The following is a 17966-nucleotide window of genomic DNA, read 5'->3' as shown; positions in this document are numbered from 1 at the left end:
GTAGGCAATCGTCAGAGTGTGCAAAAAGTATGGTTTCCGATTTTCTTGCCGTATCTTAAGGGTACCCCACCGATACCCGAGAAAGATGCCCAAGAAGAAAGGGATAGATACCACCCAGTTCGGGCTTTTTGCCACACCGTTGGAAGTAATGATCCCGGCTACGGCCGAAGTCCGTGTAGTAGCGGCTTTTGTCGACCAACTGGACTTACCCAAGCTAGGCTTCAAGGCCGTACAGGCGGATGGAGCGAGCGCTTTTGGTCCGGAACTGCTGCTAAAGCTGTACCTGTATGGCTACCTGAACCGGATCCGCAGCAGCCGCCGACTACAACGCGCCTGCGAGGTCAACATCGAGGTGATGTGGCTGACGGGCAACCTGAAGCCGAAGTACCATACGATCGCTGATTTCCGCAAGGTCCATCCCAAGGCACTTAAAGAGGTCTTTAAACAATACGTCCTGTTGCTAAAGAACTGGGACTTGATCGCCGGCAAGCGCCTGGCGGTGGACGGTACGAAGATCCACGCGCAGAACGCGCGCCGCGTCATCTGGGGAAGGGGGCCCAGATGTAAGCTCTTCAACTCCGCTAAGCTAAAGCGGAGCCTGGAACGCATCGATCGGGGCATCGAGGAGGCGCTGCAGGATTTTGCCGACCGGGACGCCCAGGAAGACAGCGACCAAAAGCGGGAGTTACAGCAGCAGGCAGTCGACAAACTGGCCACGCTGCGCGAGCGGAAGGAACGCTACGAGGAGATGCAAAAGGAGCTCGAGGAGAGTGGGGAAAATCAGCTCAGTGAGACGGATGAGGACGCCCGCTCGCTGATGGTGAAGGGCACCGAGTCGCTGGTGGGCTACAACGTACAGTCGGTGGTGGACGATGCGCATCACCTGATCGTGCATACGGAGGCCACGAACGCAGGCGACATCAACGCTTTGGCGGGGCTGGCGGGGGCGGCTAAGGAGACATTGGAACTCCCCGTTGAATCGGAAGCGCCGACCGAGGTGTTAGCGGACATGCGTTGGCAGGGGGAGGGGCCCCTGCCAAAAGCTCACGACGCGACCAACTTACAGGCGGTAGAGGATCTGGGTATGGAGCCCTTCGTGGCCGAGCGCAAACAGACCCGGCGGGGCCGTACGACCGAGCGTGGCTACGGTCCGCGGGAGTTTGTCTACGACGCCGACCAGGACTGCTACCGTTGTCCGGCGGACCGGCAGCTGATTACGACGGGCAAGTGGTACCAGCGACGGCGCAAGGACGGCGGCGTCGGTAGTGGCAAACGCTTTCGTAACTACCGCTCGTCGGTGGAGGTGTGTCGCCAGTGTCCGCTCTACGAGCAGTGCGTGAGTGCGGCGGGGCGTAGGCAACGCCACGGTAAAGTACTGACGCGGCAAGAACACGCCGGGGCGGTGGAGAGAAACCACGAGCGGCTGAAGGACAGGCCGGAAGTGTATCCCCGGCGCCAGGCGATCGTGGAACACCCGTTCGGAACTTTAAAACGAAGTTGGGGGGCTACCTACACCCTGGTCAAGGGGCTGGAAAAGGTCGACGGGGAGTTCAGTTTGCTGGCCTGCTGCTACAACCTGCGGCGGAGTATGTCCATTTTGGGCGTATTGGAGCTGGTGCGGCGGCTGAAGGGGCGTTTTTTGACCGAAATAGTGGCATTATGGCCTGTCCGAGGATCAAATTGGAGCGTTGTGAAGCGCTTCAGGGCTGATTTTCGGCGAATATTAAAAGTAAGGCGGGCGCAGCCGATTTTTGCTTAGTTTGAGTGGGAGCTTTTGCACAGCCTCCCGTTGGGCGACAGACCGCCATTTAAGGCGGTCCGATTAGAAAAGGGAGTCAATCGGTGATAAGATGATTTAGATGGACGAAACCAGACAGATTTGCAAAGCTCAGAGTCGACATCCGGCAGTATTTTTGTAGGCGGGGTTAGAAAATATTGTATGAAAAAGGCAACCCTACTTTTAGCTGCATCAATGTTGTTTGTAGTTTCTTGTTTCGTAATTAAAGATAGCGAGAACACTGAATATCAACTTGTGTCATATCTTGATATTCCGGTAGACAGCATGGGTAATCTTCCCAAGAATCCATATGTTATTGATTTGTCTCATCGAGAGAAAAGGTTAGTTGTGCTTGGCACCCAGCATTCCTTTGACTCTCTGAATCCTATGTATGAATCTATGGAAAGAATATTTTATAATGTTCTGCCTGACATTTTAATAAATGAAGGAGGGGATTTGCATAAATCATATACATCATTGGGACAAGCAATCACAGAAGATAGTGATCTGGGCTTTGATAAGTATCTAGCAGACAAACTAGGTATAGAGACTGTAAATGGGGACGAACCACAACGACTCGAATTTATGGAGCTGGCAGATGCATTTAGTCGAGAAGAAGCCATTATGTTTTATGGAACTGAGAGATTATTATTGCCCTATGTATTTGGTGAGTATGCAGGTGATTTAGATCACTTATATGAAAGAAAGTTTATTTACAATCTTATGCATTACGATGATATCAAACTTAGCCCGGAGGAGCAAACATTTGTATACTATCAGCAGGGGTTTGAAAAATTTTTTGGAGGTAGGATTGACTGGAATAATTTTGATGAGGTCCGTAACAATATAAATCAGCTTGACTTCATACCCTTCGGTAACCAACATCACTTTAATACGGTCGCGAGAAAATCAAAAGAACTTCGAGATATTTACCTGCTCCGAACCATTGAAGAGCAATTGAAACTACACGACACTGTGATGGTGGTTTACGGAGGATGGCACGTATTAGCAATCGAGCCTTCACTAACCACGATAATTGCAAACACACATTAAGCTAGAAAAATGTGGGTAGACTTCGGGTATTATTTGAATATAAGGGATTAGAGAAATGGACGTTAGTCAAATATAATAAGGATCAAAGTGAGTCGCCCAACATTGCGCCAACACCATTAAGTTAAGGCGCCGCCTTGTTTTTCTCATCCCTAGCCAGGGCCCGTTTTCCAGCCATACCAGGCTGCCTTATTTTCGTTGATTCGGTGTGAACATACCCCTGGCCCGCCCTCGTTGTACGAGGGATACTGTGACGGTAGATATGCGGGTGTTTATACTGCTTTTCTATAATTTTTCTCGTGGATATGGCGGTTATTCATCCGCATTATTTTCCGCTCCCGTTCCCGCTGGCGATCGGGACGGTAGGGCTCGGTGTAGCGGGGCATCAGTTCCAGTAAGACTAGCATTTTCCTTCGCCAGGTAGCCGGACCGTCCAGGTAGATGTGGTAGAGAAAACGCTGCAGCATCCCGGCCGTCACGTTCCGGTTGATGCGCTAGGCGAACTGGCGGTGAGCGGTAGCCCGTTGTACCTCCTCCTCACTGGCGGCGAGCAGGACGCTCTGCTGGTTGTAGAAGGCAAAGCTTGCCCAGAGGTCCTGTTCCACTCCGGGCTGGGTGTAGGCCGAGATCAGCGCCAACTGGAGGAACGATTTGAGGGTGAAGATGGCCGTTTCGACGCCCCAGCGTTTGCCGTATAGCCACTTGAAGACACCGTGGGGGTAGCGCCGCCGATCGGTCAGGGAGGTCATGAGTACCTCCACGGTACCGTCCTCCAGCTCTACGCGCACTAACCGCACCCGGAACGGGGCGCCCCGTTCGGGTCGCAGCCCCAGTTCTTTGAGTTTGCTGTACCCCCGCCCGGTACGGAGCCGGCTGGTTACGATGCACTCTTTATCAGCTGGTTGAGATGGAAGCCGAAGACGCGGCCGAGCCAGGCAAAATTGGGCAGGGCCTGTCCGGTTCCGTCCACGGCAATCAGCCGCTTCCCCTTTTAGCGCCGGTGCCGGGGAAAGTGGCGATAAAATAGCCGGGAGGTTTGGACGAAGAGGTCTTTGAAGAAGGTGGGTGTTATGGCTTTGCGGCGTTGGCAGAAGGCGGATTTGGTGACGATGTCCTCGGGGCGCCAGCGGAAGAAGCGGCCCAGTTCGACGGCCAGGGACTGGCGGGCCAGATCGACCACCAGACTGACCGTACGGGCAAAGGTGAGGGGGCTACGGCGCACGAACGTACGGTCGGGATCGTAAATGTATTGCCGTCGCCGCCGGGGGGTGAGGGCAAGCCGGCGGCGCAGAGCGGAAAAGTAGCGGAAGATGGGCCTTATGCTAGTGCAACGCAAGCGGGGCCGTATTTTCGGAATGCCTTAGCTCAATGGTCATGTACACAGCGCCGTCATCAAGCCGGCGGTTAAGCTGTTGGGTGTCGAGATTGCTTTATCGGCTAGGAAAGAAATCTACTGATCCATTAGTTGGTCGGTAAAGCCGGTCTGCGGTGGCGCACCCGTCAGACTGTGCAAAAGCTCCAACGCCGGCTACGCTCGCCGAAGGACTTTTGCCTATCCGGACAAAAATTTACTAATTATATGATTCAGCGATTTACGAAAAGTATTGTTCCAAACATTTGTCGGCGATTGTCGGTCGAGTTGGACTTTTTGCACAGCCTTCCGTTGGGCGAAATGCCGCCATTAAAGGCGGCCCTAAAACCGCAAGAAATCCAACTGAGAAGCGGTAATTAGCGAGTTGAGTGAATTCTGAAAGAGGATTACGTCAAAGTAAATTTGGGTTGATAATCAGACGCCTATTCGCAAATCAAGTAGAGTGACTACTTTGAATTGAGATTTTGGATGCGTCATTTTGAAGACTACCATACAACCTATAGGCGGTAGCATCGTCTTTAGTCTTAACCAAAGGAAAACTATGAGATCTGTATTCAAAGAATTCGCATTTCTATTTATATCCATTTCCTTCATGACTAGTTGTGAAAAGAATGGGGATGCGGACAGAATCAGTATATCTATTGATTCAGATAGCAGCTTTTACTACAAGCCAATAACTATTCAAGTATCAGGTATTCAACCTTCTACAGAGGCTACCTTGAAACTTAAGTTCAAGGACGAAAAAAACTATATTTGGACTTCGGAAGCAACGTTTCTCGCGGACAAAGCGGGAACGATAGATCCCAGTATTCAACCTTCATTGGGCGGCAACTATACAGGCGTACATCCGATGGGATTGTTTTGGTCCGCAAAATGCGATGATTATCACCAAGTCTCCACCGGCACTGGCTTCATGGCTTTTATAGATGTTGTGGCTAACGATTCAGTTGTCGCTAGTGATTCAACGTACAGAATAAGTACGAGAGAATTTAACGAGGCAAACCTTGAAGTTCTTGAACTTAATGATACTGTTGTTGCCGAATATTACAAGCCCAAAGATAAAGAAAGCCTCCCTGCAATTATCTTTTTAGGAGGTTCTGGTGGACAATTTAGATCAGAGAGAGCCTCGTTATTTGCTACTGAAGGATTCGCAGTATTAGACCTAAAGTATTTTAATGGAAGAGGTCTTCCGGATGGAATTGTTGAAGTTCCACTAGAATATATACACGGAGCATTCAATTGGTTAAAAAATAGACCAGAAATTAACCAAAACCGCATTGGAATAATGGGAAGGTCAATGGGCTCACAACCAGCATTGCTGTATGCTAGTGAGTATCATGGAGTCGCTTATGTAGTCGTCGAGGCCCCCTCTAGTGTGGTATGGTTTGGTTGGGAAGAAGGGAAATCGTCATTTACACACCGTAATATATCGTTTCCCTATGCAGAGTATACGGACGAGGAATCGGAAAGAATTGAATTAAAGATGAGGCAAGAGGGAGTACAATACCATGATGGCCCAAAGTTTCTGAGTGCATTCCAAGACTCGGCAATGATCAGCAGAGCCAGCATACCGGTGGAGAAGATAGAGTGCCCGATACTTTTCATATCCGGGGCTGATGATAAGATGTGGCCATCAGCGATGATGGCCGAAAGGATGATGGATAGGCTAGCAAACAATAATTTTAACTACCCCTATCTGCATAAATCGTATGATGATGCTGGGCATAACTTTGCCGGTGGAGGCCAAGGTTGCGGAATACCATATCTCCCACCTGAGGACTATTCGGAGAGCTCAGCTAAGGGCGGTACAAATGAGGGAAACGCTATTGCTGCCATTGAGTCCTGGAATGATATATTAGCATTTATCAGAAAGTAAAGTGTTGATTATCTGAATAGTAGAGCTTAATTAAAAATTCGCCCAACATTTAAGCGTCAAAGTGAGACCAGCGCAGCGAGCGCCTCACGTTGCGCTTCTGTTGGACCCAGCCGCCGGGTGAAAAACCAATCTATGGGTATTGAACCGGTACGCTGACTCCGTAGGCAGTACCATCGTGAGTTCGGGCGGTAGCTTTCGGGCTGCTGGTGGTTAATTTTGGGTCGGAAAATGGAGGATGGACCGGGAGTATTGCATAAAGTGTGTCACGTCATTTTCTAGCGTAAGTAGCTTTTGGTCAAGCCCCCGTAAAAGACTGCGGAGGCATGGGTAAAATATACCGGACGGCCTCCTCACAGGTCCAGACGTAATCGGTCATCGTAGAGAATGACTAGCTGGTAGGGGGCGGCGCCTTTGCCAATTTCACTTCCATTACCATTTTCCACCAGCGTAGCTTTACCCCATACTGCAATTCTCCGCCATCGTATGAAGTCCCTACCCCTACACTGGAAGATCATCATCGGCATGGTCCTGGGCGTACTCTTTGGCTTCGCCGCCAGTACCCTGGGCGTCAGCGACTTCGTAGTGGACTGGATCAAACCCTTCGGCATCATCTTCATTAATGCGCTGAAGCTGATCGCCATTCCGCTGATCGTGGCTTCCCTCATCAAGGGGATCAGCGACCTGAAGGACGTCTCCCAACTCTCGCGGATCGGTGGGCGCACCCTGGGGCTCTACCTGGTGACGACCGTAACGGCGGTGACCATCGGACTGGGCATCGTCAATCTGGTGAATCCGGGGAAGGTGGTTTCGGAGGAGACGCGGGAGAACCTGCTGGCGGCCTACGCCAACGACGCCAATCAGCGGATCGAGATCGCTACGTCGCAATCCGACCAGGGGCCGCTGCAGTTCCTGGTGGATATGGTGCCGGATAACATTGTCGGGGCGGCCTCCTTCAACGGGAATATGCTGCAGGTGATCTTCTTCGTCGTCTTTTTCGGTATCGGGCTGATCCTGATCGACCCGGTGAAGGCGCGACCCGTGAAGGCCTTTTTTGACAGCGTGAACGACGTAGTGCTCAGGTTAATCGACCTCTTGATGAGCACCGCTCCCTACGCGGTATTCGCTTTGCTGGCGGCCCTGGTGGTGGAGGCACCGAGTGCCGACCTGTTCGCGGCGCTGCTGTCGTACAGCGTATGCGTGCTACTGGGACTGGGCATACTTATACTGATCTTGTATCCCTTGTTGGTGCGTTTGCTGACGGGCGTAGCATACGGGCGGTTTTTCCGTGGCATCGCGCCGGCGCAGTTGCTGGCCTTCAGCACCAGTTCCAGCGCGGCGACCCTGCCCGCGACCCTGGAGTGCACCACCGGGAAGCTCGGGGTGGGGGAGGAGATCGCCAGTTTCGTGCTGCCCATCGGCGCTACCGTGAATATGGACGGTACGAGTCTGCACCAGGCGGTGGCCGCCGTCTTCGTGGCCCAGGTCTTTGGGCTGGAACTCGACCTGGCCACCCAACTCGGCATCATCGTCACGGCCAGTATGGCATCGATCGACGCGGCGGCCGTTCCGAGTGCCGGCATCGTGATGCTGGTCATCGTGCTCGGGCAGGCGGGGATCCCCGTGGAGGGCATTGCCCTGATCTTCGCCGTCGATCGTCCCCTGGATATGTGCCGCACCATCGCCAACATTACGGGCGACGCGGCGGTGGCGATGGTCGTCGCCAAATCGGTCGGGAAGCTGGACGTCGATGCCGTGGCGAGGTGAATGACGCCGGGCATTGCACCGTTCAGATCTGGCTAATCGCAACATATGCTTGCGCGATCCGCCCCGCCGGTATACCACATTTGCCGGAATGTATATTACTAGCCAACCACTATGCGGTTTTAGGTCTATACGTAAAAATATAATAATTCGTGGTCGGGTAGAGTGCGGATACATTGCGGCACGCTCTTTCAATTACCTACTATGTAGAACTGCACGTGAATTTCTCTCGCCCTACTCCTTGGGGTACTCATGGTGCTTACCGCCTGTACCAAGGATACCGGTCTCACCACGCCAGCGCCTGAGGCAGGGAAGCTCGAAGGCAAGGCGAACAAAAGCCACCTTAACAAAGCGGTGGCCGCGGTACGTCAGGCCACCCTACCGTACCTCGACCCCGAAGCTGCCCTGGCCGACCCGACGGCTTTGTCGATACCAAGGATTGCGTATCCCTGGAGCCCGAGGTGCTGGTCTAAGAGATGAAAAACAACGGCAGCTATAAACTGGTGGCGATCGAGTACCTCCACGTCGGTAAGACCCCGCCGATGTTTGCCGGTGCGATCCATTATCATCCCTTTGCTCGGCCCTTTGCGGATTCCGCACTCCACGTATGGGCCTGGAAGGGGAATCCGAGCGGCATGTTTGAGGATTTCAATCCCAACCTAAGTAGCCCTTAAAGCTTCCCGTGATGGATTAAAACAGCGTGTCTCGCATGCCGGGCACGCTGTTTTACGCTTCACCGGGTGCATTGCGGTATGGCGGAGATGCTTCGCGACGTGCGTAGTTGGGCGATGCTATCCTGACCACTCGAACCACGTACCCAGCCAACGCCTACCTATTTCACTGTCCCAAAAGTTAAAGAATGCACGGTTTGCCGCAAAGAACCCAGCATATCCTTAGTCCGTCGGGGATGCCCTAACCAAAAGCAAAGCTATCGCGTCGGCGCCTATTGCGCGCATCGAATGCCGGATATATATTTATATAATCAGAAGAACAGTTTTAACACCGGGCCCAGTCGATAGTGTAATTTTGGTGGGGTCGTCTTCTTCGCCCCTTAGCACATTGCGGAAGAAATCGAATATTCCTCGATTAATGAGAAATTCATTATTGGTACTCGTATGCATTTTAGGTGTGTCCTCCCTTTTCGCCGTAGGTAATACTAGTGGTGTTGTTGATGGAACAGACCCGCAGGTTCAAGTTGTAAGTGACGTGTCGGTAGATACGGATGCGCTCGTACAATTCATTCTGGCCGATCTTCCCTCCGACGGCAGCATCACCAATGTTGAGGTAGTGCAGGAGGTTGGAAGCTGCACCATCACGGTGGAAGCGACTCCTGGTGGTATCGGGGGTACCATCAGTGCTACAGCTAGAACCTGCAAAGGAGCCTGGCGGAAGATTAAAGCCATGCTTTAAGATTACAGGTTAATGTGATACCGGGGGGAAGTTGGAGTATGATCTCCACTTCCCCTTTGTAATTTATCCTGCTTATTTATTCCCATATGGTAGCGAGGCAGCAGGTATAGTACCTAATGCTGAGTCCAATTAACCGAAATTACCCATAGCCACGATGAATAAACTCCTATTAACCCTGCTCCTCGTCGGGTTGAGTAGCCTGGTGGTCGCCAAAAAAAACACCCTCAAAGTAAGCTACCAACAAATCGTTAACCGGAATGTGGAAGAAGGCGACCATTCCTTTTTTGCCGAAATCAACTACGCCGACCTAATAGCAGACGAGCGGATGGCCACCTATCGGTACGTCCAGGATACTACCGGCGGGCAAACGGTTGTAAGTGAATTAGAAGAAAGGGTTAAACTTCGTTATTACGATCCCATCGGATTTGCTTTCCATACCGACGTAAGCCAACGTACCCTGACCTCGCGGGAGTTGGTGACCGATCAGTCCTTCATCGTCACGGAACCCCTGCCTGACCTGAATTGGACGATCGGTGAAGAAACCAAAGACGTGGCCGGCTATGCCTGTACGTCAGCCAGCGTTACGTTTCGTGGCCGGACCTACGTTGCCTGGTTCACGCCCGAGTTACCGCTGCCCTTCGGCCCCTGGAAACTGGGCCAACTGCCCGGCCTTATTCTGGAAGCCAGCGACGATACCGGTATGATAAAATTTAAAGCGCTGGGAATCGAGCAAATTACCGCTACGGACGATGAATGGCAACTGCCCCCGGCCAAGGGCAAAAACGTTTCCTTCGACAAGTTCTATACCACCCGAGCGAAGGTCATTGCGGACAAGTGGGCTAAATGGGCGAGTATGCCCGGCATCACGGTAAAGCTGGATAATAAGACGCCGAGTTATTTCGAACTGACCGAGTAAAGTGACGCTCACCACAAGGTACAGTAAGGTACTGACCCAATTGTCAGGTATCATCGGCTTCCTGCTCATGACAACGGTAGCCGCTTTCGGACAATCCGCAGCGACCGGATTGGTTATTGACGAAGGTGGCCTACCCATTCCCTACGCTCAGGTGATCATCTACCAGGGCGGCAAGATCCTGGCTTACGAAAGTTCCGATGAAAGGGGGGTATTCCCCTACCCGGTAGTGCTCCTCAGCGGCGAGCCCGGCGATCGGGCCACGAGCCTTTCCGTACGGTCGTTTGGTTACGCCACGCTCGTCTACCCCATGGATGAATTGCCCGCCGATCACCGGTACGTCCTGGCAGCGCGCCCCCTTAGCCTGGATTCAGTCAGCGTCTCCGCCAAAGCGCTGCCCGCCATTCGCCGGGGAGATACCTTGACCTACGACGTAGATGCTTACCGCTCCGGTACCGAAAACCGACTGGAGGACTTGCTGCAGCAACTTCCCGGCGTGGAAGTCGACGCGGACGGCTCCATAACGGTCGACGGCGAACCGATCGACCGCATCCTGGTAGAGGGGCAGGACGTGTTCGGGACCAACTACAGCCTGCTGAGCCGGAATATGGGCGCGCAACCGGTGCAGCGGGTAGGCGTCATCAATAATTATACGGACGACGACCTGGTCGGGGACCTAAGTGGGGAGGAAGAACTGGTCCTGAACGTGGAACTTCGGGACGGCCTCCAGGCGACCGTTTTCGGCCACGCCGAAGCCGGCGTGGGAACGCAGGGCACCACAGAAAGTGATTTAAACCTATTTCATATCGGGCGAAAACGGAGTTCCGTTTTCTTCGCCCAGCAAAACACGATCGGCCTGCCGGGCAGTACCGCGGACGACCTCAGCATCAAGACCGGGAGGGGAGGGATCGGATATGACCCTACCCGCCTGCCCAGTTTGCTGAGTTCAGGTACGCCTGATTTTCCCGCAGAGGTAGAACCCGAGCATTACCTGGACAACTCGTTGATCTCCACTGCCGGCTCTCTGCTGTCGCAGCGCAAAAACAAATACCGCAGCCGAACGCTGTTCAGTCTCGACCGGGCCCGGGAAACGGTGGCGACTTCCTTGCTCGGCACGCAGGTTGTGGGCGATACGGAAGTCCGGGAACGGCAGACTACCGATTTTCTATCGCTGAACCGTCGTTTTTACCTGGAGTCAGAGAATCGTATTTACTTCGGCGACAACAGCCGGCTAGATATTACCGCGCTTACTTCGGCGACTTATCTCCAATCCGGCGTGGACCTGTTTGCCGAAGTGGATGACGTCCGGGATAGCCTGCTTACCGACGTTGCCAGTAAGCCCTTTACCGGGTTGCTGAACGCTTCGTTCGTACGGCGGCTGACGCCACGGAACGCTTTTCGCATCCATTTGGAGCTTTCCCATACGACCAATCCGCAGTCGGCCCGCTATGCGTCGGAGCGCTACCGGCAACGTTTTGACAGCGGGGAACTCGTGCAGGACAACGACCTGGTTTTGCGGGGTGGCCGGGTGTCGGCGGAGTGGATGCAACGGGTGGGTAAGATGAATATGGTTAACGCCGTCGGGGTGCGGCAACAAACTTCCCGCCAGCGAGCTACGCTCCACCCTTCCGGGTCGGAGGAATTGATCGCCATCGACCGTAACGGGGACGAATTAAAGCTGGGTCTGCTTGCCCCTTACTACGGCGTGTCGCTGGATCGCACATTCAAGAAAGGACGCGTCAGTGGGGATATAGACCTGTCTTATTTAAACAACCGATCGGAAGGAAGCGCGACGGAAATGCGGGTGGATACCAATCTGTTGGCCGTGCAGTCTTCGATATCGCTGGAATACAATCTTACTCCCAGATTCAAGGTGCAGCTCAACGGAAGGGAATCGCGGAGTTTACCGGAGTTGGATAATTTTTCCGGTCAAACCTACCTCCGCGACTACGAAACCGTTTTCAAGGGACTGCCCGAAACGACGCTGCAACGGCAAACGATGGGGGAACTGCGGTTCACCTACGCCAATCTATTCCGGCAGCTCAATATAAGTTGGGGGAGCCAGGTGGTCCAAACCCACAATGCGGTGGTGCAAAATATAACGCGGGATACCTTGCTGAGTCTTATCCGCCTGAGTGACGGGGGCAGGCCCCTGTCGGTTACCAGCTACGTGAGCGTGGATAAATACCTGGCGTTTCTACGGGGAAACGTACGCCTCGACTATCGGAATTATTCGGTTTCCAACCCTGCCACGTTTAACGGTGGATCCGGCACGAATCGACTGTATCTGAATAGCATCCAGGCGAGGTTCGATACGCGGCTTTCTCCGGTCGTCCAATTTCACGGAAGCTACTCGCTGAGCCTGGCCAGAAGCGAATACGAGAACGACACCAATCGGTTCACGGGCGCTACCTCCAGCCAGGACTGTGGAACGGAACTGGTACTGGGTACGACCGAGAAGTGGTACGTTGCCCCCAGCAGTCACTACTTACGGTGGTCAACTGACCTGGCCACGGACAATGCTTTGCTGCTCTCCCTGGACTCCTACTACCAAATCTCCCCCAGAGTCGGAATAGGGCTAAAAGGATACAATCTCGCGAACCGCCGGGACGTGACGCGAACGGTGACGACCGGGTTTGAAAATTCCCGGGTGCTGTACCCCTTGCGCCCGGCCTTCGTCATAGCGCGGGTGAACTGGCAGTTTTCCTGACTTCGGTTGCACTGGGTTTAGCGCATTTCCGTGGCGAAGGCCGCAGAACGATGCACCGCAGGAAGAAGGGCGGCGGCATAAGCGATCCAGGGTACCCGGCGCTTTGGCGACGAATCGGCGCGTTGATTCGCTTTGGCTTATTATGGCTGTCGTCATCCGAAGCATGCAGTTCGCGATTGGCTGATTACCTGCGCTCCGCCGCCATATGAAGCTTGTGTAATGGGACGGCTATTGCTAAACCGCTTTATCCCGCTCCCGTCCATGCTATTAGCTAGACCGTGCCATTCCCGTTTCCGACGGCACCCTGTATTTTGCAACCGCGCAGGGCGTAATGCGAGCGATAAAGAGGGAAGCACCAAACCAAAGCCACCCCGCTATGCTAGACGGAGAACCGGAATTACTACATCGCTTCGTGGAGGCTTTAAGGGAAGGCAGCGACCGGCAGGTTATCAGCTCGCTGGTGGATCAAAAAAGGAAAATGCCGAGAAGCGGAACGTACGACAGCCTGGTAACGGATGTACGGGCCTTTTTTGAATTAGACCAGCGGGAAGACCGGTCGTGGGTGGTAACGAAAAGATTCAGCGGGCAGACGCGGGCGGCCATTAAGGAGTTGCTCATTGAAAGGATCTTGTCCGCACTGGGATCCGCGAGCGTGCCCGACCGCCTTTTCGAACCGAAGACCTGGCGGGTCAAATTTGATGATCGCCTGATTGACGTGGAGGAGGTCGCACGGAGGGATTGGGACTATATCATCTATAAATCCATCAACTACAGCGATGCGTATTACGCGGACGTGGTTTACGGCGGGATCGCGTCGTACAGCAAGGTCCTGAAGCTCGATGCGGAGGAGATCGCCATCGTGGAAAGGTTTGAGGAGCGAAGCACCGCTAAGATGATTGCGGCGAAGCGGCATGCTAACCGGCGGTAAGGGGGGCAATATGGTCAGAATAACGAGGTGCGATTGTATGCGAATCATCAGGTACCTGCCATTCGTACTTCTGCTACATTTTTATCTGGCTGGGTGCGAAGGTCCACAAGCTACGCCGACCTCGACCATGCACTACGCAACGACTATTGACATGTCTCCCAATGGAACGGATGTAACCATCGACCTCACCTGGTGGCTAGAAAACTTCCCTGCCGACAGCATCACCTTCACGCTCGGGCGGGGTATCCGAATTGCCGGGGGGGACGGGGTCGAAGTGGTCGGTAAGGATGAGCGGGATGTACATTACCAGACTAAATTCAGTAATCCCCTGCATCTGCAGTACGTCGTGCCCGAAACGGCGCTGATCTCGCTACCGGAAAGTGGCTATCTGGAGGTCTCCCACCAGCACCACTGGCTGCCGGACGTGCAGGGTGAGCGCTACGAGCGTCCCTTTACCTACGCGGTGGAGTACGTGGGGCCGGAAGCATTTTCTTTCTATGGGCTTGGTGAAAGGACGGTCACGGATCGGTCTACCACGGTGGAATCGAGCAAGCCCACTACGATAGCTAGCCTGTTTTTGAGTCGGGTAGTGGAAGATGTATCCTTGAAGGATATCCGGGTGGTGAATTTCGTCGATTCGCTGACGACGGCCGATCTCGATAGCCTCCGGGTGCTGGGTGAGGCGGTGGGGGCCTTTTACGGGGAATTATTTCCGGAGCATCCCGTCGATCCGGCTACGGTCTATGTCTGCCCGACGGACATTCGCCAACCAACTTCGCTGACCAGTTACGCGACGGAAGAATCGGCCTTCCGGCTGGGCTACGTAGCCCGCCGGCGATCGCTGGAGTACGCCTTCGCCCACGAGATGGCGCACTTCTGGTGGAACTTCGGGGCTGGGGATAACGCGGGGCCCAATGGCTTCCTGAACGAGTCCTTCGCGCAGTATAGCAGCTATCTGTTTTACAGGGAGGTGCATGGCGAATCGGCCTTCCGGGAATTGATCGAAGGTGTCCGGGAGCAATTGCACTGGGCCGGTCTTATTATCACTGGTGAAGAACGCTACGCTTCCCCCGGATCCGCCACCCAAATGCTATACGGGGTGGGGCCCGTCATCCTGTATGACTTGCACCGGCAGCTAGGCGACGCGGATTTCTTAGCCTTCCTGAGTGCCGTGCTTCAGCGGCGTCCGGAGACGCTGCCGGAATTCGCGGATTGGCTCAAGACGACCTACGCAGGGGACGCCCGTTTCGCGGAGTTCACCGAGCGGGTTTCCGGATAGCGATGCGGCAAAATCCAGCCGGAAAAAGGCTAACTGGTGGAAATGGCCTAATTTAATAAGCGGGGATTCACTCACCCTGCTGCCTCCGGCAAAGCGCATACACTATGAAAACCTACCTGCTTGGCGTGCAATGCTTGTGCACTTCCGCCCGCGCCAGGGTGCTGCTTTCCTACGGCAATGCCACCCAGCCGGACTCGCCCCACTGCGGCGATCAGCTGGAGTTGTTCTCGAGGAAGGAACTGCGGGACGCCTGGTTCGACCTCGCCGAGGTCGGGAAGCACGCGGCCCGGACCGAGGTGCTCGAGGGAGACGGATTTCGAGTGAAGGAGTAGGGGAGGGAGTATCCCTTTTACCACCAGCATGCCGTCTACATATTTCTTTCTATAATGTAGAATATAATGTTGCGCAATCGATTGTTAGTCGGTATGTTTACTGTGCATGGAAGTCGATATGCAATTTATGTTCGTCTGGCTGAAGTGTAAAATACCTAAAATTCAAACCCGTAAACGGACCGATGTAACGGTCTTTTCACCTAAACCAACCCGTCATGCAAGTATTTTTACGCAACCGCCTCCTGGCGGCCCTCCTGGCTTGTGCCCTCTTCGCTCCGCTCGTCTCCTCCGCCCAGGACGGACTTCGCGACTGGGCCGGACCCAAACAAGTGTTCATCGGAAACATCATCAGCAATGCCCTGCTCGATAACCCCGGCGGGTACGAGGGCGGCCGCGCCATTACCAACCTACGGACGGAGTACAACGTCGTTACGCTGGAAAACTACATGAAGATGAACGCCGTGCTCCCCGCCTCGGAGCCGGGCAACATTCATAATCTCTCCGTGGCCCAGCTGCGGAATACGCTGCGCACCGGCCAGATCGATCGCTTCCTGAACGGGGCGAGCTTCAGCGGCTTCCGCAAACGGGGCCACGCCATGATCTGGTACAGCCAGGCACCCACCTGGCTCAACAACAACGCCCCGAACTGGACCGCCCAGCAGGTCTTCGATTTCTCCCGCAAGTACATCCTCGCCCTGGGCCAGGTATGTGGGAACGGCATCGACGAGTGGGACGTCCTCAACGAGGCGATCTCCGACGAAGCTACGGCCCGCTGGCGCACCGGCACCTGGTACCGGCAGGCGGGCAACGGCAGCTCCACCACTTACGGACCGGCGACCTACGAGAACTACTTCCGGATGCTCTTCGTGTGGGCCCGGGAAGCCCAGCCGAACGCCCGGCTGTTTTACAATGACTACTCGATCGAGACCTTCAACGCCAGCCCGACGTCCAAGAACGGCTTTATGCGAACCCGTTTTGCCGAACTCAAAAATTGCGGCGCGCCCATTGACGGGATCGGCTTCCAGAGTCACTTCATCGCCGCGCAGATGATTACCGCGCAGGGAGCGGTTAATGAAGGATTCATCAATGCGGTACGGACGAGCATGCAGGACCTGGACAACGCCGGCCTGGAGGTCGCCGTCACCGAACTGGATATTCGCATCTGCAACGGCGACCGTTCCGAGGCTTCTTTGGAGCCCGCCTACTACGAGTTCGTCCGCATGGCCTACGGCGAGCCCAACTGCCGGGAACTCCTCCTGTGGGGGCAGCACGACGAGGTGAGTTGGATCACGCTGTCCAACAGCGGGGTGTTCGGGCCCTGCCGCGATCCCCTGATCTTCGACAACAGCTTTTACGCTCCGAAGGCGGCCTATAACGGCGTACGCGGCGCTATCCAGTCGCAGCCCAACCGCTCCTCCTACGGCTATCCGCCCCTGAACCCCGGTGCGGGAGTAGCCGGTAACTGCAACGGCGGAAGCGGTGGCGGTGGCGGTGGCGCGGCCATCAACACGGTAGCCGCCAGCGATGACGCGATCCGGAACGCGGATAATACCCTCACCGTCAATTATACGGCCACCGGCAACCAGGACATCGTCGTGTACTTCCAGCTGGACAGCGACCCCTATACCGTCTACCGCGAAGTACGGCAGGCCGTGACCGCCGGTACCCGCAACCTGAACCTGTTAGTGAACGTACCGGCCGACGTGCCCCTGGCCGACAATGCCTACCAGTACCAGGTGCTGCTGGCTCCCCGGGGCGGTGGTTATGACAGTCGATTAGCTAACCAGGCGCTTACCGACGTGGACGTGGTGGCCTCCGGTCCGGCGAATCTCGACAACCAGGTCTTCCTGTTCCGCAACGTGGCGACGGGCCTGTACCTCGATTCCGACGGTACCCCCGTTATCTGCGGGCAGGGGAACGTCGGGCAGGATAAGCAGTGGCGGCTGGTGCCGACCGACAACGGTTTCTACAACATCGACAATGTCTTCGAAGGCCGCGGCGTCATCGACTCCGATCCCAACGGCGTCGTATTCTGCAATACCGGCACCGCCCCCGATACCGGCGACGACAAGGAATGGCGGGCCGTGCCCCTCGGCAATAACCGCTACCGTTTCGAATGCCGTATCGGCGACCGGGGAAATCTGTACAACAACACCGATAACACCGCCGGCTACGCCTCCGCTACCGATGGCCGGGCGCAGTGGGAACTCGTACCGGTCGCCGGTGCTAATCTCAACGCCGCCGCTCCGGCCGCTGCTGCGGGCCAGGCCCCCATCGGGGAAGACCTGCAGGCGCTCGTCCTGTATCCGAACCCGGCAAACTCCGAGCTGTACCTCGATGGCGTTCCCGACGGCCGCTACACCGTGACGATCTACGACGCCACCGGACGGCGCCTGCTGCAGCGGGACCGGACGGTGTCCGGACCGACGCGGATCGACCTTACTACCGTTCCCGACGGTCTGTACATCCTCAACCTGCACGACGGCTTCGGCGGACACGTGTCCCGGAAATTCCGCAGGAACTAATTACGCATTTCAGTCATCTGTTTCAGCCCTCCG

General features: G+C 55.0%; 14 protein-coding genes. 11 read left to right on the top strand and 3 right to left on the bottom strand.

The window, feature by feature from the left end:
* Positions 1 to 85: 85 nt before the first annotated feature.
* Both DRW39_RS05870 and DRW39_RS05865 read left to right on the top strand, forming a co-directional pair.
* Positions 86 to 1759 carry an IS1182 family transposase gene (locus DRW39_RS05870; protein WP_116106084.1) on the top strand — a complete coding sequence of 558 codons (1674 nt, stop codon included), beginning with the start codon at positions 86 to 88 and terminating at the stop codon, positions 1757 to 1759.
* 180 nt (positions 1760 to 1939) lie between these two features.
* On the top strand, positions 1940 to 2830 hold the full coding sequence (locus DRW39_RS05865; protein ID WP_116106083.1) for a hypothetical protein: 891 nt from the start codon (positions 1940 to 1942) through the stop codon (positions 2828 to 2830).
* Positions 2831 to 3099: 269 nt separating this feature from the next.
* On the opposite strand, the gene DRW39_RS05860 is transcribed toward DRW39_RS05865, so the two are convergent.
* The 3 genes from DRW39_RS05860 to DRW39_RS22605 all read right to left on the bottom strand — a co-directional run bounded on the left by DRW39_RS05860 (position 3100) and on the right by DRW39_RS22605 (position 4163).
* The gene (locus tag DRW39_RS05860; RefSeq protein WP_116106082.1) at positions 3100 to 3294 is read right to left on the bottom strand and encodes a hypothetical protein; all 195 of its coding nucleotides are present in this window, start codon (positions 3292 to 3294) and stop codon (positions 3100 to 3102) included.
* A gap of 27 nt (positions 3295 to 3321) precedes the next feature.
* On the bottom strand, positions 3322 to 3711 hold the full coding sequence (locus tag DRW39_RS22610; RefSeq protein WP_255419240.1) for a transposase: 390 nt from the start codon (positions 3709 to 3711) through the stop codon (positions 3322 to 3324).
* A gap of 107 nt (positions 3712 to 3818) precedes the next feature.
* Positions 3819 to 4163 carry a hypothetical protein gene (locus DRW39_RS22605; RefSeq protein ID WP_232830075.1) on the bottom strand — a complete coding sequence of 115 codons (345 nt, stop codon included), beginning with the start codon at positions 4161 to 4163 and terminating at the stop codon, positions 3819 to 3821.
* 577 nt (positions 4164 to 4740) lie between these two features.
* On the opposite strand from DRW39_RS22605, the gene DRW39_RS05850 reads away from it, so the two are divergent.
* From DRW39_RS05850 to DRW39_RS05800, 9 genes are all read left to right on the top strand, one after another.
* Positions 4741 to 6075, top strand: a complete 1335-nt coding sequence (locus tag DRW39_RS05850; protein ID WP_157975952.1) for an acyl-CoA thioester hydrolase/BAAT C-terminal domain-containing protein — start codon at positions 4741 to 4743, stop codon at positions 6073 to 6075.
* 483 nt (positions 6076 to 6558) lie between these two features.
* Positions 6559 to 7839, top strand: coding sequence for a dicarboxylate/amino acid:cation symporter (locus DRW39_RS05845; RefSeq protein ID WP_116106079.1), 1281 nt, complete (start codon positions 6559 to 6561; stop codon positions 7837 to 7839).
* Positions 7840 to 8925: 1086 nt separating this feature from the next.
* Positions 8926 to 9246: a hypothetical protein gene (locus tag DRW39_RS05830; RefSeq protein WP_116106076.1), complete on the top strand. Its 321-nt coding sequence runs from the start codon at positions 8926 to 8928 to the stop codon at positions 9244 to 9246.
* Positions 9247 to 9400: 154 nt separating this feature from the next.
* Positions 9401 to 10162 carry a GLPGLI family protein gene (locus DRW39_RS05825; RefSeq protein WP_116106075.1) on the top strand — a complete coding sequence of 254 codons (762 nt, stop codon included), beginning with the start codon at positions 9401 to 9403 and terminating at the stop codon, positions 10160 to 10162.
* Positions 10163 to 10202: 40 nt separating this feature from the next.
* A complete protein-coding gene (locus tag DRW39_RS05820; RefSeq protein WP_157975951.1) occupies positions 10203 to 12869 on the top strand; it encodes a hypothetical protein in 2667 nt (888 codons plus the stop codon).
* Between the two features lie 376 nt (positions 12870 to 13245).
* Complete coding sequence (locus tag DRW39_RS05815; protein WP_157975950.1) at positions 13246 to 13797, top strand: hypothetical protein; 552 nt, start codon at positions 13246 to 13248, stop codon at positions 13795 to 13797.
* Between the two features lie 151 nt (positions 13798 to 13948).
* A complete protein-coding gene (locus DRW39_RS05810; RefSeq protein WP_116106072.1) occupies positions 13949 to 15076 on the top strand; it encodes a hypothetical protein in 1128 nt (375 codons plus the stop codon).
* 125 nt (positions 15077 to 15201) lie between these two features.
* Positions 15202 to 15408 (top strand): penicillin acylase family protein, encoded by a 207-nt coding sequence (locus DRW39_RS05805; protein ID WP_198664799.1) that lies wholly within the window; start codon positions 15202 to 15204, stop codon positions 15406 to 15408.
* 215 nt (positions 15409 to 15623) lie between these two features.
* Positions 15624 to 17933 carry an endo-1,4-beta-xylanase gene (locus DRW39_RS05800; RefSeq protein WP_116106070.1) on the top strand — a complete coding sequence of 770 codons (2310 nt, stop codon included), beginning with the start codon at positions 15624 to 15626 and terminating at the stop codon, positions 17931 to 17933.
* Positions 17934 to 17966: the final 33 nt, after the last annotated feature.

It is taken from the genome of Lewinella sp. IMCC34191 (genome assembly GCF_003390935.1).
In the GTDB taxonomy this organism is placed as follows: domain Bacteria; phylum Bacteroidota; class Bacteroidia; order Chitinophagales; family Saprospiraceae; genus Neolewinella.
This window is presented reverse-complemented; position numbering and strand designations above follow the sequence as displayed.

What these genes read in the sequence shown, in the direction of transcription:
- DRW39_RS05870 (WP_116106084.1), top strand. Translation starts at nt 86, where the DNA reads ATGCCCAAGAAGAAAGGGATAGATACCACCCAGTTCGGGCTTTTTGCC.
- DRW39_RS05860 (WP_116106082.1), bottom strand. Translation starts at nt 3,294, where the DNA reads ATGCTGCAGCGTTTTCTCTACCACATCTACCTGGACGGTCCGGCTACC.
- DRW39_RS05865 (WP_116106083.1), top strand. Translation starts at nt 1,940, where the DNA reads ATGAAAAAGGCAACCCTACTTTTAGCTGCATCAATGTTGTTTGTAGTT.
- DRW39_RS05815 (WP_157975950.1), top strand. Translation starts at nt 13,246, where the DNA reads ATGCTAGACGGAGAACCGGAATTACTACATCGCTTCGTGGAGGCTTTA.
- DRW39_RS05830 (WP_116106076.1), top strand. Translation starts at nt 8,926, where the DNA reads ATGAGAAATTCATTATTGGTACTCGTATGCATTTTAGGTGTGTCCTCC.
- DRW39_RS05800 (WP_116106070.1), top strand. Translation starts at nt 15,624, where the DNA reads ATGCAAGTATTTTTACGCAACCGCCTCCTGGCGGCCCTCCTGGCTTGT.
- DRW39_RS05810 (WP_116106072.1), top strand. Translation starts at nt 13,949, where the DNA reads ATGTCTCCCAATGGAACGGATGTAACCATCGACCTCACCTGGTGGCTA.
- DRW39_RS05850 (WP_157975952.1), top strand. Translation starts at nt 4,741, where the DNA reads ATGAGATCTGTATTCAAAGAATTCGCATTTCTATTTATATCCATTTCC.
- DRW39_RS05845 (WP_116106079.1), top strand. Translation starts at nt 6,559, where the DNA reads ATGAAGTCCCTACCCCTACACTGGAAGATCATCATCGGCATGGTCCTG.
- DRW39_RS05825 (WP_116106075.1), top strand. Translation starts at nt 9,401, where the DNA reads ATGAATAAACTCCTATTAACCCTGCTCCTCGTCGGGTTGAGTAGCCTG.